The 15,891-nt window shown below is 51.3% G+C and carries 16 protein-coding genes; 5 read left to right on the top strand and 11 right to left on the bottom strand.

Annotated elements, in window-relative coordinates; all coding sequences use genetic code 11:
* Positions 1-6 precede the first annotated feature (6 nt).
* The 7 genes from J4728_RS18765 to cpxP all read right to left on the bottom strand — a co-directional run bounded on the left by J4728_RS18765 (position 7) and on the right by cpxP (position 7,319).
* The gene (locus J4728_RS18765) at positions 7-966 is read right to left on the bottom strand and encodes an aminoimidazole riboside kinase (RefSeq protein ID WP_000646502.1); all 960 of its coding nucleotides are present in this window, start codon (positions 964-966) and stop codon (positions 7-9) included.
* 10 nt (positions 967-976) lie between these two features.
* Complete coding sequence (locus tag J4728_RS18760) at positions 977-2,311, bottom strand: MFS transporter (RefSeq protein ID WP_000777314.1); 1,335 nt, start codon at positions 2,309-2,311, stop codon at positions 977-979.
* Between the two features lie 262 nt (positions 2,312-2,573).
* Positions 2,574-3,329, bottom strand: coding sequence for a CDP-diacylglycerol diphosphatase (locus J4728_RS18755; protein WP_000750762.1), 756 nt, complete (start codon positions 3,327-3,329; stop codon positions 2,574-2,576).
* Between the two features lie 100 nt (positions 3,330-3,429).
* Entirely contained in the window at positions 3,430-4,419 is a 990-nt protein-coding gene (locus J4728_RS18750) for a sulfate ABC transporter substrate-binding protein (RefSeq protein ID WP_000758711.1), read from the bottom strand.
* Between the two features lie 203 nt (positions 4,420-4,622).
* The gene (gene pfkA, locus J4728_RS18745; protein WP_000591793.1) at positions 4,623-5,585 is read right to left on the bottom strand and encodes a 6-phosphofructokinase; all 963 of its coding nucleotides are present in this window, start codon (positions 5,583-5,585) and stop codon (positions 4,623-4,625) included.
* Positions 5,586-5,769: 184 nt separating this feature from the next.
* Complete coding sequence (gene fieF / locus J4728_RS18740) at positions 5,770-6,672, bottom strand: CDF family cation-efflux transporter FieF (RefSeq protein ID WP_001077320.1); 903 nt, start codon at positions 6,670-6,672, stop codon at positions 5,770-5,772.
* Between the two features lie 146 nt (positions 6,673-6,818).
* Positions 6,819-7,319, bottom strand: a complete 501-nt coding sequence (gene cpxP, locus J4728_RS18735; RefSeq protein ID WP_001233463.1) for a cell-envelope stress modulator CpxP — start codon at positions 7,317-7,319, stop codon at positions 6,819-6,821.
* A gap of 150 nt (positions 7,320-7,469) precedes the next feature.
* On the opposite strand from cpxP, the gene cpxR reads away from it, so the two are divergent.
* Positions 7,470-8,168 carry an envelope stress response regulator transcription factor CpxR gene (gene cpxR, locus J4728_RS18730; protein ID WP_001033731.1) on the top strand — a complete coding sequence of 233 codons (699 nt, stop codon included), beginning with the start codon at positions 7,470-7,472 and terminating at the stop codon, positions 8,166-8,168.
* On the top strand, positions 8,165-9,538 hold the full coding sequence (gene cpxA / locus J4728_RS18725; protein WP_000580402.1) for an envelope stress sensor histidine kinase CpxA: 1,374 nt from the start codon (positions 8,165-8,167) through the stop codon (positions 9,536-9,538). Before cpxR ends, cpxA begins: the two co-directional genes overlap by 4 nt.
* Positions 9,539-9,588: 50 nt before the next feature.
* Here cpxA and J4728_RS18720 read toward each other — a convergent pair whose 3' ends face one another.
* From J4728_RS18720 to sodA, 3 genes are all read right to left on the bottom strand, one after another.
* Entirely contained in the window at positions 9,589-9,984 is a 396-nt protein-coding gene (locus tag J4728_RS18720; protein WP_208212219.1) for a nuclear transport factor 2 family protein, read from the bottom strand.
* A gap of 11 nt (positions 9,985-9,995) precedes the next feature.
* Complete coding sequence (yiiM, locus tag J4728_RS18715; RefSeq protein ID WP_000559229.1) at positions 9,996-10,685, bottom strand: 6-hydroxyaminopurine reductase; 690 nt, start codon at positions 10,683-10,685, stop codon at positions 9,996-9,998.
* Positions 10,686-10,754: 69 nt separating this feature from the next.
* Positions 10,755-11,375 carry a superoxide dismutase [Mn] gene (gene sodA / locus J4728_RS18710; protein WP_000122632.1) on the bottom strand — a complete coding sequence of 207 codons (621 nt, stop codon included), beginning with the start codon at positions 11,373-11,375 and terminating at the stop codon, positions 10,755-10,757.
* Between the two features lie 328 nt (positions 11,376-11,703).
* Between sodA and J4728_RS18705 the strand changes: the two genes are divergently transcribed.
* From J4728_RS18705 to J4728_RS18695, 3 genes are read left to right on the top strand one after another with little or no spacing between them, the layout of a single operon-like run.
* Entirely contained in the window at positions 11,704-12,687 is a 984-nt protein-coding gene (locus J4728_RS18705; protein ID WP_000812816.1) for a TRAP transporter substrate-binding protein, read from the top strand.
* Positions 12,688-12,705: 18 nt separating this feature from the next.
* Positions 12,706-13,221: a TRAP transporter small permease gene (locus J4728_RS18700; protein ID WP_001091413.1), complete on the top strand. Its 516-nt coding sequence runs from the start codon at positions 12,706-12,708 to the stop codon at positions 13,219-13,221.
* Positions 13,214-14,521, top strand: a complete 1,308-nt coding sequence (locus J4728_RS18695; protein ID WP_000566800.1) for a TRAP transporter large permease — start codon at positions 13,214-13,216, stop codon at positions 14,519-14,521. Before J4728_RS18700 ends, J4728_RS18695 begins: the two co-directional genes overlap by 8 nt.
* A 157-nt stretch (positions 14,522-14,678) precedes the next feature.
* Here the strand turns inward: J4728_RS18695 and J4728_RS18690 are convergent, their stop codons facing one another.
* Positions 14,679-15,362, bottom strand: coding sequence for an oligogalacturonate-specific porin KdgM family protein (locus J4728_RS18690; RefSeq protein ID WP_000378721.1), 684 nt, complete (start codon positions 15,360-15,362; stop codon positions 14,679-14,681).
* Positions 15,363-15,891: the final 529 nt, after the last annotated feature.

The raw sequence follows: 15,891 nt of genomic DNA, 5'->3' as shown, positions 1-15,891 counted from the left end.
GACTCCTTATTTCACGGTCATGGCTTGTGCCAGCGAATGGCTGGACAGAAAAGTGTTTAGCTGGTCGGGAAACGGCAGAGCGGTCATTGCGCCTTTTGCCGTCACCGCCATAGCGCCGCAGGCATTAGCATTGCTGATGGCCTCCGCCAGTAGGGTATGATTCCAGCAATTTGCGCGGGAAAGGGTGAACAACAGCCCGCCGACAAAAGCATCGCCGGCTCCCGTGGTATCGACAACATCGACGCGCAGTGCGGGGAAATGGAATTCCCCCTCGGCGGTAATCAACAGCGCGCCATCGGCCCCCAGCGAAATGATGGTGGTGTCGCAGCCCAGATCGCGCAGGTAATAACGCGCATCCTGCCAGTGGCTGGCCCCGCTGAGCTGGCACAGCTCATCTGCCGAGACTTTGCAGATAGAAGCCAGCGCGGCGGACCGGGCGATCAGTTCAGGGATTTCATCGGTATTCCCCCACATTTTGCTGCGTAAGTTGACGTCGAATAACACGTAGCCACCGGCTTCTCGCATGCGTCTCGCCCCTTCCAGACATGCTTCGCGAGCGGGACTGTCGGTGAGGCCAATTGAGCTGAAGTAAAACCATTCGTACTGCCTGAACGGCGGCAAATCCTGCGGCGAAACGTAGGTATCAGCCCCCGGATGCACCAGATAGGTAAAGCTGCGTTCCCCGTCAGCCGTCAGGTTGACGATCAGCACCGCGCTGGTCAGGTCCGCATCCAGCCTTAGAAACGTGACATCCACGCCGTTATCCTGAAAAACCTGGCGCAGGAAGCGGCCGGCGTCATCGTCACCAAGACAGCCAATAAAACCGCACTCTCCGCCCAGCCTGGCAACGCATACCCCCACGTTCGCCGACGCTCCGCCGGGGCATTTCAGATAGCTGTTCTGTTTTTCCGGCACCAGGTCAACGGAGGCATCGCCGATAACCCAAACCTTATTCATGGCCTTCATTTGCGCCTCCTTATGCCTGTTTCTGCGCCAGGGCAAGCTGAATATCACGATAATATTCGTTGTTAATCAGATACTTTTTCATAAGCAGCCCAACCGCAAGGTGAAACAGAGCCGGAATGAGCGTCATCATCAGCGCAATACCGGTGAGCGAACGCGCGCTCTGTTCAACATCGGCCTGATAGCCAAAGTGGCTCAGCAGGAATCCGAGTATCCCGCCCGCGATCCCCATCCCAAACTTCTGGAAGAAGAGGATGCCGCCAAACGCCAACCCGGAAACGCGCAGACCGGTTTTCTTTTCGCCGTAATCCACCGCTTCGGCGATAGAGGACCAGAACACCGGCATTTGCATATCGCAGAAGAAATTAATAAGAAAATAGAACGCAAACGCCAGGATAAGATTTTCACGCCCGACGGAGAAATACATCAGCGCGCTCAGGATAAAGGTAATAATCTGGGTGTAGCGGAACATCTTAATTTTGTCCCAGAACTTGGTTATCCAGGTGGTAGCGATCATCGCTAAAATAGAGGCAACGACGCCGGTAGTCAGGAAGGGTGAAATCAGACTATCTCCGCCGTTCAGATAATACTTGGCGTAATAAGCGGCAACGGAACCGCGAATAACATAACCGCACATCAGCAGCAGAATAACAACGCCGAGAATAATCCACTGATCGTTGCGTAACAGATATTTAAACTGTTTCCCCACCGATAACGACGTAATTTCCGGCTCGCTGCGTTCACGCGTGGTAAGAAAACAGAAGATAAACAGCAAGGCGCCCATCGCCCCCATCAGCCCCATCGAAAACTGGTAACCCAGCGCCTTGTTGCCCTGCCCCAGCCAGACGGCAAGCATCGGTACGACGATAGTCACCAGAAAAGCGGCAATCTTGGTCATCACAAAGCGATAACCGTTGGCGCTTAACCGTTCGACGGGGTCGCTGGTAATCACGCCAATCATCGAAATATAGGGAATGGTGATCGCGGTATAGACCAGGGTCATAAGAATATAGGTGCCATAGGCCCACGCCAGCTTGGCCATATAAGCCATATCAGGCGTAATAAACATCAAATACACGGCGAAACCAAAAGGAATAGCAAACCACAGCAGCCACGGGCGATAACGCCCCCAGCGCGTATTCAGTTTATCGGTAAGAACCCCCATGGCCGGATCGATAATGGCATCAATCATCCGCACAACTACAAACAGTACGCCAACATCAGCGGCGCTCAGGCCGTAGATATCGGTATAGAAATAGGCGAGGAGCAGCTGCATGGCGATAATCACAACGTTTATCGCCATATCTCCCGCGCCGAAGCCGATTTTTTCCACGATAGAAAGTTTCATGTTGATATTCCTTTACGCTTAACAGCGCAAATCTGGTGAACAATTAATGATGTCACTACATGAAATAAAAACGTTTTTATATAAGCCATCCACCAGACAATCTATGGAGGCTATGAAGAGAGTGTAACTAACCACCAAAAGATATAAAGGTATACCTTTATATCTTTTGATCGGTTTCACATATTTTTATAGACACGATCTTACCCCAGTTTTAAACCGGGATAAGAATCAATAAGATAATGAGCAGGGGGTGTAACGAAAATCAGCGGGAAGACAAAATGGCGCAACTATGGTCCTGAATCTCTTCCGCCGATGCGCGATTAAGCGTCAGCAGGTTACGCTCGGTCGCCAGCAGAACAAAAGAGTCGTCGCTTTGGCGTACCACCGCCAGCGCATAGCGTCCCATATGATCGCGCGCTTCCGGCACCTCTTCCGCCAGCATCATAAACGGACTACGCTGCGCCAGTTCGCTCTCGGTTACCCGGCGCGCCAGGTATTCATGCCCCATCAGGCCACCCGGCAGCGGAAGCCAGCGAGTGCTGATGCGCGTGAGATCGTTATCCAGTTGTTCCCGAACGTCAGGACGGATGCAAGAAATATGGATATGCAAATGGTCCTGTGAACGACCAAGCCGCGAATTAATCGCCAGCGAGACCGCGCTATCCGGAATATCATGCCCGTATTTTTTACTCATATAGCCGCGAGCCTGCCAGGCCAGCCAGAAAAAGTTGGGCGTAGCGGGTTCCAGCAATAGCGGGCTTTCTGTACCGTTGATACGGTAGGTGGGCATCAATAAATATTGCAACGGACCGTGACGATCTTTAAAGACGACATAGCCAGCGCGAGGTTTGACTTCCGCGCACGGCGCTGGGTTTTGATGCTGTAACTGATCGGGCAGGCATTGTTCAAGCACGATTTCCCGTAATGCATCAGGGTTGCCGGAAAATTTCCAGTAACCGACGCCCGCCGCGGCGACAATCACTATCACCGCCAGTAAAAAGTAGCCTGTTTTTTTCATGATATGCGTTCCCTGTGACCCATAGACGGGGAAGAGTAACGCAAAATTGTGGCAAAGAAAAAACCCGGTAACATAATACGTTACCGGGTTTATAAACGGTTTAGCGTTTGCTGATTTGGTCGAACGTACCGCCATTAGCGAAGTGATCTTTTTGCGCCTTCGCCCAGCCGCCAAACACCTCGTCAATGGTGAACAGCTTCAGCTTCGGAAACGCATCGTCGTATTTTTTCGCCACGTCAGCATCGCGCGGACGGTAGAAGTTTTTCGCTGCTATCTCCTGCCCTTCCGGCGAGTAGAGATACTTCAGGTAGGCTTCCGCTACCGCTTTGGTGTCTTTCTTTTCCACCACTTTGTCGACCACGGAAACGGTCGGCTCTGCGAGAATAGATTCACTCGGGGTCACTATCTCGAATTTATCTTTACCCAGTTCATTCGTCGCCAGTAGCGCTTCGTTTTCCCAGGCAATCAGCACATCACCGATACCGCGTTCAACGAAAGTATTGGTTGAGCCGCGCGCGCCGGAGTCCAGCACTTCAACGTTTTTAAACAGGGCTTTGACAAAGTCCTGCGCTTTGGCCTGATCGTTATTGTTGTGGTGCAGGGCGTAGCCCCATGCCGCCAGATAGTTCCAGCGTGCGCCGCCAGAGCTTTTCGGGTTTGGCGTAATCACCGACACACCGGGTTTAATCAGATCGTTCCAGTCATGAATTTGTTTTGGATTGCCTTTACGGACCAGGAAAACGATGGTGGAGGTGTAAGGTGCTGAGTTATCCGGCAGACGCTTAATCCAGTTTTTATCGATACGACCACGTTCCGCAATAGCGTCCACATCGTAAGCCAGCGCCAGCGTCACGACATCGGCTTCAATGCCGTTAATAACGGAAGTCGCCTGTTTACCCGAACCGCCGTGCGATTGGCGGATCACGACGTTGTCGCCGGTTTCCTGCTTCCAGTGCGCGCTAAACGCTTTGTTGTACTGCTCGTACAGCTCACGCGTTGGATCGTATGATACGTTAAGTAACTGAATATCCTTTGCCAGAATGCTGGTTGACGCCAGCAATAATGTGAACCCCACGCCCCACTTTTTCATCGCCCGACTCGCTTATGTTGTGTTGTGATGAGCAAAGCGTGCCAGAAAGAGATCCAAACATTAAAGAATAAAAAAAGATTGGCTATAACTTCGAGGAATAAATCTGAGGGATTGCCGGATGGCGGCTAGCGCCTAATCCGGCCTACACGTTTCTGCAACCTGTAGGCCTGATAAGCGTAGCGCCATCAGGCGCGCAAAAACAATCAGTACAGTTTTTTCGCGCACTCCATCCAGTCGCTTTTGAACGGACGCTTCATGTTTTCAATCGCATCGATGATGTCATGATGAACAAGCTGCTCGTTCTGGATACCGACACAACGACCGCCATGGCCTTCCAGCAGCAGGTCAATAGCATACGCGCCCATACGGGAAGCCAGAATGCGATCGTAAGGTACCGGGGAACCACCGCGCTGAATGTGGCCGAGCACCGTCGCACGCGTCTCACGGCCCGTTTCTTTTTCAATAAAGTGCGCCAGTTCGTCAACATCGCACATATGCTCAGTAATAGCGACGATAGCGTGTTTTTTCCCTTTCGCGATCCCGGCTTTGATTTCGGCCACCAGATCTTCGCGATTAAATTCAACTTCCGGCACCACGATAAACTCACAGCCGCCAGCAATAGCCGCCGCCAACGTCAGGTCGCCGCAATAACGGCCCATCACCTCAACGATAGAGATACGCTGGTGAGAAGAGGAGGTGTCACGCAGACGGTCAATCGCTTCCACTACAGTGCCGAGAGCAGTGAAATAGCCGATAGTGTAGTCGGTGCCTTTGATGTCGTTATCGATAGTGCCTGGCAGACCGATGCACGGGAAGCCCATTTCAGTCAGACGTTTTGCACCCATATAAGAACCGTCGCCGCCAATAACTACCAGCGCATCGATACCGCGTTTTTTCAGGTTTTCGATCGCGACAGCGCGAATATTTTCGTCACGGAATTCCGGGAAACGGGCAGAACCGAGGAAAGTACCGCCACGGTTGATCATGTCAGATACGCTGTAACGGTCAAGCTGAACCATACGATCTTCATACAGGCCCAGATAGCCGTCATAAATGCCCATGACTTCCAGCCCTTCCGTCAACGCTGCGCGCACAACACCGCGGATTGCCGCGTTCATGCCCGGCGCATCACCGCCGCTTGTCAACACACCGATTTTCTTAATCATGACTACCTCTGAACTTTGGAATGCAAAATGAAATCTATTGCCGGAAGCCGATTTCGCACTTCGAAACGATCCAACGAATATACAGATAGTATAACAATCCCTTCCTGCTGAATTGATTCAGGTCAGGCCAAATGGCGGTAATTTATACACAAAATGCTGGCCTGGCTCACTTTTTAACAATCAATTATACAAGCTCGAACTTCCTGCCTTCCCTGGGAACGACTGAACAGGGATCCTGATGAATAATGACATCTGAACCCGGAAAACGCTGTAAAATCGCCTGCTCTACCTGGTCAGCCACAAAATGCGCCTGAACGAGCGGCAGATTATCTTCCATTTCCAAATGAATCTGAATAAAGCGAGTCGGCCCTGACTGCCGCGTGCGGAGATCGTGCGCGCCGCTGACTCCCGGCCATGACGTCACGATATCAATAATTTCCTGTCGTTCCGCATCGGGCAGCGCGCGATCCAATAATGACTGCACCGCCTCATACCCCATACGTAACGCGCTATACAAAATATAGATGCCGATACCTAACGCAAACAGGGCATCCGCACGATGCCAACCGTACCAGGATAACCCCAGCGCGATAAGAATCGCTCCGTTCATCATAACATCAGACTGATAATGAAGCATATCCGCCCGTACCGCCTGACTTTGGGTCTTGCGTACCACCCAGCGCTGAAACGTGACCAGTATAATAGTGCATATCAGAGCGATGACGGTAACGCCAATCCCCACGCCGGGGTCGTTCATTGGCGTCGGCTTAATCAGATTCTGAATACTGGTCAAAAACAGAAACAACGCCGAACCGGAAATAAACATACTTTGCGCCAGCGCCGCCAGCGACTCCGCTTTACCGTGCCCAAACGTGTGTTCATCATCTGCGGGTTGCAGCGAATAACGCACGACCAACAAATTCGTCAATGACGCGGCAATATCCACCAGCGAGTCCACCAACGCCGCCAGAATACTCACCGATCCCGTATACCACCACGCAAAAATTTTGATCAAAAGTAACGCTGATGCCATCGCCGTTGCCGCGATAGCCGCCCGGCTAACCAGCCGTCCATAGGTTTGATTCATAAATACTCCCGCTATCTTCTGCCGGTAGTATAACGGATGGTTTAAAACAGTAAGCTAATAACAGAATGACAAACTGGAGATAAAAAAACCCCCACATCATGTGGGGGAAGACAGGGATGGTGTCTATGGCAAGGAAAACAGGGTTGTTACTGGGAACGTGAGTTGCTACTACTCAATAATTTCAACGATGAACTTTTTTGCCATTGCGCCACGTCGCGCAGTTGCTCCATTCGTTGCTGATGCTTTTCATTCAAAACCGCTTGCTGCTCCGGCGTTAACAGGCGATACATCTGGTTACGCACGCGGGCCATTTCGACCTGGCGGGCAACCTGCTCTTGCGCCATTTTTTCTGCCTGAGCGCGCACAGCGCTTTCATCAAATTTTTCTGCGGTGACAAGCCGATGCATTGTCTCCATTTCGCTAACATTAACAGGAGGCTGTTCGTGCCTTGCCTGTTGCATAAGATCTCGCATCTGCTGACGCTGATGTTCGGTTAAACTTATGCCGTCAAACATATGATTTTGCGCGCTACGCTGCGTGGCCCCGTCACCGGGGTGCCAGTTATCGCTTGTAACAACTTCAGCTGCGTGGCTTAAAAAACTGAATGCCAGCGTTGAGGCCATAACAGCAGCGGTAACTTTGCGCATCGCTTGCTCCCAAAATCTTTTCTGTCGCGATTCAACGAGAGACAGTTTACGATTCGGGCTGCAAACATGCGTCAGGGGGTGTAAAACAACGTAAAGTCATGGATTAGCGACGCCTGATGACGTAATTTCTGCCTCGGAGGTACGTAAACAATGAATAAAATCCTGTTAGTTGATGATGACCGAGAGCTGACTTCCCTGTTAAAAGAGCTCCTCGAAATGGAAGGTTTTAATGTCCTGGTGGCCCACGATGGCGAGCAGGCGCTTGAGCTTTTGGATGACAGCATCGATTTACTTTTGCTTGACGTCATGATGCCGAAGAAAAACGGTATCGATACGTTGAAAGCGCTTCGCCAGACACACCAGACGCCTGTCATTATGCTGACCGCGCGCGGCAGCGAGCTGGATCGCGTTCTCGGCCTTGAGCTGGGCGCGGACGACTATTTACCCAAACCGTTTAACGACCGCGAACTGGTAGCGCGTATCAGGGCTATTTTGCGCCGTTCCCACTGGAGCGAACAGCAGCAGAGCAGCGACAACGGCTCGCCGACGCTGGAAGTCGATGCGCTAAGCCTTAATCCGGGCCGCCAGGAAGCCAGTTTCGATGGCCAAACGCTGGAGCTGACCGGTACGGAGTTCACCCTGCTCTATTTGCTGGCGCAACACCTCGGCCAGGTGGTTTCCCGTGAACATTTAAGTCAGGAAGTGCTGGGTAAGCGCCTGACGCCGTTCGATCGCGCCATTGATATGCATATTTCTAACCTGCGCCGCAAACTGCCGGAACGCAAAGACGGTCACCCGTGGTTTAAAACCTTGCGTGGTCGCGGCTATCTGATGGTTTCCGCTTCATGATAGGAAGTTTAACCGCGCGCATCTTCGCCATCTTCTGGTTGACGCTGGCGCTGGTGCTAATGCTGGTACTGATGTTGCCCAAGCTCGATTCACGCCAGATGACCGAGCTGCTGGACAGCGAGCAGCGCCAGGGATTGATGATAGAGCAACATGTAGAAGCTGAACTTGCGAACGATCCGCCCAACGATCTGATGTGGTGGCGTCGCCTGTTCCGCGCGATCGATAAGTGGGCGCCGCCTGGACAGCGGTTATTACTGGTGACCTCTGAAGGACGCGTGATCGGCGCTGAACGCAGCGAAATGCAGATCATTCGTAACTTCATTGGTCAGGCGGATAACGCCGATCATCCGCAGAAGAAAAAATATGGCCGCGTAGAGATGGTGGGGCCGTTCTCCGTTCGTGACGGAGAGGATAATTACCAGCTTTACCTGATTCGACCGGCCAGCAGTTCGCAATCCGATTTTATTAATCTGCTGTTTGACCGCCCGCTCCTGTTGCTCATTGTCACGATGCTGGTCAGTTCGCCGCTCTTGCTATGGCTGGCATGGAGTCTGGCGAAACCGGCGCGTAAGTTGAAAAACGCGGCTGATGAAGTGGCGCAAGGCAACCTGCGTCAGCATCCGGAGCTGGAGGCGGGTCCGCAGGAGTTCCTCGCCGCTGGCGCCAGTTTTAACCAGATGGTGACGGCGCTGGAACGGATGATGACCTCGCAGCAGCGTTTGCTGTCAGACATCTCCCATGAGCTGCGAACGCCCCTTACGCGCCTGCAACTGGGTACCGCGCTGCTGCGTCGTCGTGGCGGCGAAAGCAAAGAGCTGGAGCGTATTGAAACCGAAGCGCAGCGTCTGGACAGCATGATCAATGACCTGCTGGTGATGTCGCGTAACCAACAGAAAAATGCGCTGGTCAGCGAAACGATGAAAGCCAATCAGCTATGGGGCGAAGTGCTGGATAACGCCGCCTTTGAAGCCGAACAGATGGGCAAGTCGTTAACGGTAAATTATCCGCCGGGGCCGTGGCCGCTCTATGGCAACCCAAACGCGCTGGAAAGCGCGCTGGAAAATATAGTTCGTAATGCGCTGCGCTATTCACATACGAAGATTGAAGTCGGCTTCTCGGTGGATAAAGACGGTATTACGATCACGGTCGATGACGACGGGCCGGGCGTCAGCCCTGAAGACCGCGAGCAGATCTTCCGTCCGTTCTATCGCACTGATGAGGCGCGCGACCGCGAGTCTGGCGGCACCGGGCTGGGGCTGGCGATTGTCGAAAGCGCCATGCAGCAGCACCGCGGCTGGGTTAAGGCTGACGATAGCCCGCTGGGTGGGTTGCGGCTCACGCTGTGGCTACCGCTGTACAAGCGAACCTAAAAACCATCGGCCTGCGAATGCAGGCCGATTTTTTATCTCGCCGTCGAGATTTACCGGGAAATGTCTGGCGCCAGAATCCACTCGGCGCTGTCATTCCACACGTCCATCCGGGTAATTTTGCCATCGCGCACTTCGAAGCGGTCGATAAAGCGGTTATCGGCAAACGGGCGACCGTCGGGCCATTCGCCATACAACGTACCGTTGGAATAAATCACAACGTTATCATCATGCTGCACCGCATCAAACTCGCCCAGCGCCTTCTTCACCCACTTGTAACGAGCGCCGTTAAACTGCGCGATATCTGCCGCGCCCGCCATCGCCCGGCCTCCGGTGAAGGTAATTTTCACCTCCGGGTGCATATACGTTGCGGCACGTTCAGCATCGGGAATCATCGAGGCCACCAAAAATTCTTTTACGATCGCCACCGCATTTTCAGCTTTAGTCATAATCCTTCCTTTCATTTTGGCGGAGTTTTATCCCCCCACAGTCGTCTGGCGCTATCTTCAATTTTGCCGCTCAAACGACGCTTTTGCATGGTGCGGCTCCAGCTCGCCGACAGCCCGGCGGCGCTCAACAGCCGGTGATATTGTTCGTCATCAAACGGCATAGACCAGGCGATAACACCCGCTTCATGAACCGAGACATCGCTCAGACGCGACGCCAGTTCCAGCGGCGCATCGCTGGAGACCTTACCTGGCGCAATGACCCGATACAGCCAGCCGGTTTTTCCGCTGTTCTGCATAAGGAGGGCCATGTCGCTGATGGCAAAGTGGAAATTAAGTTTAAAGCATGGAGAGCGCGGCTGAGTGACCTGGATCAACGCCTCGCCCCAGCGGTAGATGTCGCCAATAAACACGTTGTGTTCGGTCATTCCGTTCGTCGACAGATTCTCGCCAAACGCCGGGGCGCAAAACAGCGTCGCCTGCTCGGGGAACTGGCGAATCCAATCAGCATAGTGTTCGCGGGGGTAATGGCATAGCGCGCGGTCGGGGCCGCCGTGGATTTTCTTTTCGGCCTGCTGATCGCCTGCCAGACCGAGCTCGGTCAGCATGAGTTCGCCGTCGATTTGCACCTTGGCGATAGCGCTCGGGCGGCTGCCGTCATAGTCACGAATTTTGCCAATAAACACGTCAACCGGATAATGCATCTGCTGCTCCTTACGCGGATACAAAAAAAGCGAGTCATCAGACTCGCTTCTACAGACGTGCAATGCAAATTATTTTTTAGCGGCGAAACGCGCTGCTGCTTCGTCCCAGTTCACCACGTTCCAGAACTCTTTGATGTAGTCCGGGCGGCGGTTCTGGAATTTCAGGTAGTAAGCGTGTTCCCACACGTCCAGGCCCAGGATCGGGAAGCCGGAAGCGCCGGAAATGGCTTCACCCATCAGCGGGGAATCCTGGTTTGCGGTAGAAACCACAGCCAGTTTGTCGCCTTTCAGCACCAGCCACGCCCAGCCGGAGCCGAAACGGGTTGCTGCTGCTTTTTCGAATTCAGCTTTGAAGTTGTCAACGGAACCGAAGTCACGCTCGATAGCCGCTTTCAGATCGCCCTGCAGAGTGGTGCCTTTTTTCAGCCCTTTCCAGAACAGGCTGTGGTTAGCGTGGCCGCCCGCGTTGTTACGCAGCACGGTTTTTTTGTCCGCTGGCACCTGATCCAGTTTAGTAATCAGTTCTTCAACCGGCAGGTCAGCAAACTCAGGCAGGTTTTCCAGCGCCGCGTTAGCGTTGTTGACATAGGTTTGATGGTGTTTGGTGTGGTGAATCTCCATCGTCTGCTTATCGAAGTGCGGTTCCAGTGCATCATAAGCGTACGGCAGGGATGGCAGTGTATAACTCATAATCATCTCCATTATTGTCGAGCGGCACAGTGTTAACGCCGCGTAAGCAGTTGGTTCATTATAGTTAATTAAATGATATTGAAAATGATTATCAATGCCGTACTTTTTCCAGGGTTATAAACGTTACGGCATCCGCTGAAAAAAATCGTTTTTTACGCCTCCAACCGAAACCGCCTGTTGATGAATTCCTGGAAATCATGAAATGTGAAACAGGGTTTCAAAATCTTTCTTTTGGTGCCAATTTTTGTCAGCGGTGGCAAAATCAAGAAGGTTATAATTTCACCATGCAATTACATTCACGGTAAATTATTACAATTGCGAGGGAATTATGAAGCAACCTGGTTTTATACGTCTGGCTACGTTGGCCTTACTCTCCACACTCTCTTTCTTCTCCCACGGCGAAACCATTTTGCGCCTGGCCTACGCTGAAAATAGCCAGCCGGTAAAAGATGCGTTGCACTTCCTGGGGCAGCAAGTTGAAGAGAAAACGGGCGGCGATATCAAAGTACAGTACTTCCCGGACGGACAGCTTGGCGGCGAGCGCGAACTGGTGGAGTTGACGCAGGTCGGCGTCGTCGACATCACTAAAGTGTCGTCCGGGCTGATGGAGAGTTTTTCGCCTGAGTACGGCGTGTTCTCACTTCCCTACCTGTTTGCCACCGTCGATGAATACTACCGCGTAATGGATAACCCACAGGTGATGGAGCCTGTTTATCAGTCCACCGCCGCGCAGGGGTTTGTCGGCGTAGGCTGGTATGATTCCGGCGCGCGTAATTTTTATATGAGCAAAGCGCCGGTTAAACGCATTGAGGATTTACGCGGGAAGAAGATCCGCGTCATGCAGAGTGAGACGGCGATCCAAACTCTCAAACTGCTGGGCGCTTCGCCCATCGCCATGAGCCAGGCGGAGGTCTATACCTCGTTACAACAAGGCATTCTCGACGGCGCGGAAAACAATGAGTTCGCTCTCACCATCGCCCGCCACGGCGAAGTCGCCCGTTATTACACCTACGATATGCACACCCGCATTCCCGATATCCTGCTAATGAGTACCCTCACGCTGGAAAAGCTGACGCCGGAACAGCAGCGCATCGTCGAAGCCGCCATCAAGGCGTCGATCGAATTTGAGAAAGCCGCATGGGACAAGGAAATAGAGAAAACCAGGCTGGCGGCGGTAAAAGATTTCAACGTTGAATTCTACGAGATCGACAAAAAACCCTTCCAGAAGGCAGTACAGCCTATTTACGACGGCCTGAAAAACAAACCGCGGCTTTACGGGCTGTATCAACGTATCCAGACAGCAAAAAATTAATCTAATCAGGAAATTAAGATGAACACATTCAGAAAAGGACTTGATTTATTGCTGGGCGCTATCTGTTGCCTGGTGCTGGCGATAATGGTTGGCATCGCCTGCTGGCAGGTGGTGAGCCGCTACATTCTGGGCGTTCCCAGCACCCTTACCGAAGAGATGCTGCGATTTCTCCTGGTGTGGGTATCAATGCTGGGCATGGCTTTTGTCGCCGGTCAGAAACAGCATATCAGCCTGACTCTCTTACTGGATAAGGTGTCGCCGACGATTCGTGGCTGGTGGGATATTATTCTGCAGGTCATTTTTATCGCGTTTTCCATTTGGGTATTGATTATCGGCGGCTTAAAGATTTCTGCGATTTCTATGCTGCAAATCTCCCCTGCGCTGGGCATTCCGATGGGGAAAATTTATTACGCGCTCCCCTGCGCAGGCGTACTGATCATCCTCTATGGGCTGCTGAATATCGTTGACGCCCTGAAAGCTATCCATTCCGCCACGGATACCACTGAGCACACTCTGGAGAAATCACATGATTGACCCTATTTTTGCGTCCTGTACGCTAATTGCCGTCTTTGTTGTTTTACTGGCCATGGGCGCGCCTATTGGGATCTGCATCGTTATCGCCTCTTTCAGCACCATGATGCTGGTACTACCTTTCGATATTTCGATGTTCGCCACCGCGCAAAAAATGTTCTCCAGCCTGGACAGTTTTGCCTTGCTGGCCGTGCCGTTCTTCGTTTTGTCCGGGGTGATCATGAATAGCGGGGGAATTGCCGCCCGGCTGGTCAATTTTGCCAAACTGTTTACTGGCAAACTGCCCGGCTCGCTCTCTTATACCAACATCGTCGGCAATATGATGTTCGGTGCAATTTCCGGATCGGCGATTGCCGCCTCAACCTCCATCGGCGGCGTGATGGTGCCGATGAGCGCGCGCGAAGGTTACGATCGCGGCTTTGCGGCCGCGGTGAATATCGCCTCCGCGCCGACGGGAATGTTAATTCCGCCCACCACGGCTTTTATCCTTTATGCGCTGGCAAGCGGGGGAACATCGATTGCCGCTCTGTTCGCCGGCGGTCTGGTCGCGGGAGTGCTGTGGGGCGTTGGCTGTATGCTGGTCACGCTGGTGGTCGCTAAGCGTCGAAATTATCGGGTTTTCTTCACCGTCCAAAAAGGCATGGCGCTAAAAGTTGCCGTTGAGGCCATTCCCAGCCTGCTGCTGATCGTGATTATCGTCGGCGGCATTGTGCAGGGGATTTTCACCGCCATTGAAGCCTCCGCGATTGCCGTGGTGTATACATTATTGTTGACGATGGTGTTTTACCGCACGCTGAAAATTAAGGATTTGCCTTCGATTTTGCTCCAGACAGTGGTAATGACCGGGGTCATCATGTTCCTGCTGGCAACCTCTTCGGCGATGTCCTTCTCGATGTCGATCACCAATATTCCTGCGGCGCTGAGCGATATGATCCTCGGTATTTCCGCCAATAAACTGGTTATCCTGTTAGTCATTACCGTCTTTTTGTTGATTATCGGCGCATTTATGGATATCGGTCCGGCCATTCTGATTTTTACCCCGATTCTGCTGCCGATCATGGCTAAACTGGGCGTCGATCCGGTGCATTTTGGCATTATCATGATCTATAACCTGGCGATTGGCACCATTACGCCGCCAGTTGGCAGTGGTTTATATGTCGGGGCGAGCGTCGGTAAGGTCAAAGTTGAGGAAGTGATTAAACCGTTGCTGCCTTTTTACGGCGCGATTATCGGCGTTCTGTTATTAATTACCTACATTCCGGAAATCACACTGTTTTTACCCCGTCTACTGGGCATCATGTAAGCGCATAGTTTCCTGCGCATCTCGTTGCCGGATGGCGATTCGCGTCTTATCCGGCCAACGCACGATAATAATTATCCGCAGGTCATCACCAGGTAAAAAAAACCGGCTACCTATAAAGTAGCCGGAAAAGGGAATAAATAATAAACAGGGATAATGATTAGAATGTGTAGCCTATACCCACGCGGAAACGGGTTTGTCTTTCATCGCTGTTGCTATTGACGGAAACATTACCTACCTCAACGAATGGCGACCATTGGTCAATAATATAGGCAGTTCTGAAGTTATATTCATAGTTATCTTTGCCGCCATCGTAAAGATCATATTTATCAGCTTTCTTATAAATTCCTTCGATTGTCCAGTCAAAGTTGTTCCATTTATAACCCGCCCAGACATCCATACGATTGATGGTATCATCATCACGGATATCAGAAGAACGGCGTACATATTCAAAACGATAGCGCGCACCAACCCACCAGCTTTCATTTAATGTCCACGTCGCGCGGAAGTAAGGCTTATAGGTAGAGTAACCGTTGCCTGTTTCCAGCACGAAACCCGGTTGCCAGGCGACATCACCGGTTTTAAATTGGTAACTTATCGTATATTCGTTACCCTGTGTTTCCAGGTCATTAAACGCTTTATTGGTGTCATCCCCGCCTGATTTTGAGATAGCTTCTATCGCAAAACCAACACCATTCGCAAACCGATGAGAAATATACGCACGGTCATAGTTAGCTTTACTGTCATCAAGATATTCATGACGAACATCGACATATACTGCATGCGCATTTGTTACAACAAGAGGTAATAGTAAGAAAAGAGATTTTCTCATAACAGAATCCATTTAATTTAAAATTAAAACGTTGTTTCATGTCAGACCGTTACAACCATAATACGCAATGTGAATGGCGACAATATAGACAAAGATCTTTAATTTAAAATTGGGATAATGTTCAAAAAGCAAAATAAAATAAATGAAATTCATATTCGTCATATAAAATAAAAATCAAAACACCATCAACAACGCCAATATAGGGATTTCCTTATATTTATATTTAATTGATTCCTAACGTTAATTTCAATATATTTAAATTGTAAATACAAATAAAACAACCAAATAATTACTGTATAACTACCCTTTTATCAAACGGTAAGTCAGACTATTCCCATTATGTGACCTCACGCAGCGTTTTCTTTGCATTGTTGCCAGCTAAGTCGTTTCGTGTCGTTATGATGAAGGTATTTTAGAAAACAAATATTACCCACTGATTTAAATAACATCCAGACGGTCACGATGCGCTCCGACTTTTTTAAAACGTGAAGTTAATCACTTCATTAACGTGCTGATTGCCAGAATACACCCAACGGCGGCA

The organism is Salmonella sp. 32070601201500089SM (assembly GCF_017573605.1).
In the GTDB taxonomy this organism is placed as follows: domain Bacteria; phylum Pseudomonadota; class Gammaproteobacteria; order Enterobacterales; family Enterobacteriaceae; genus Salmonella; species Salmonella enterica.
This window is presented reverse-complemented; position numbering and strand designations above follow the sequence as displayed.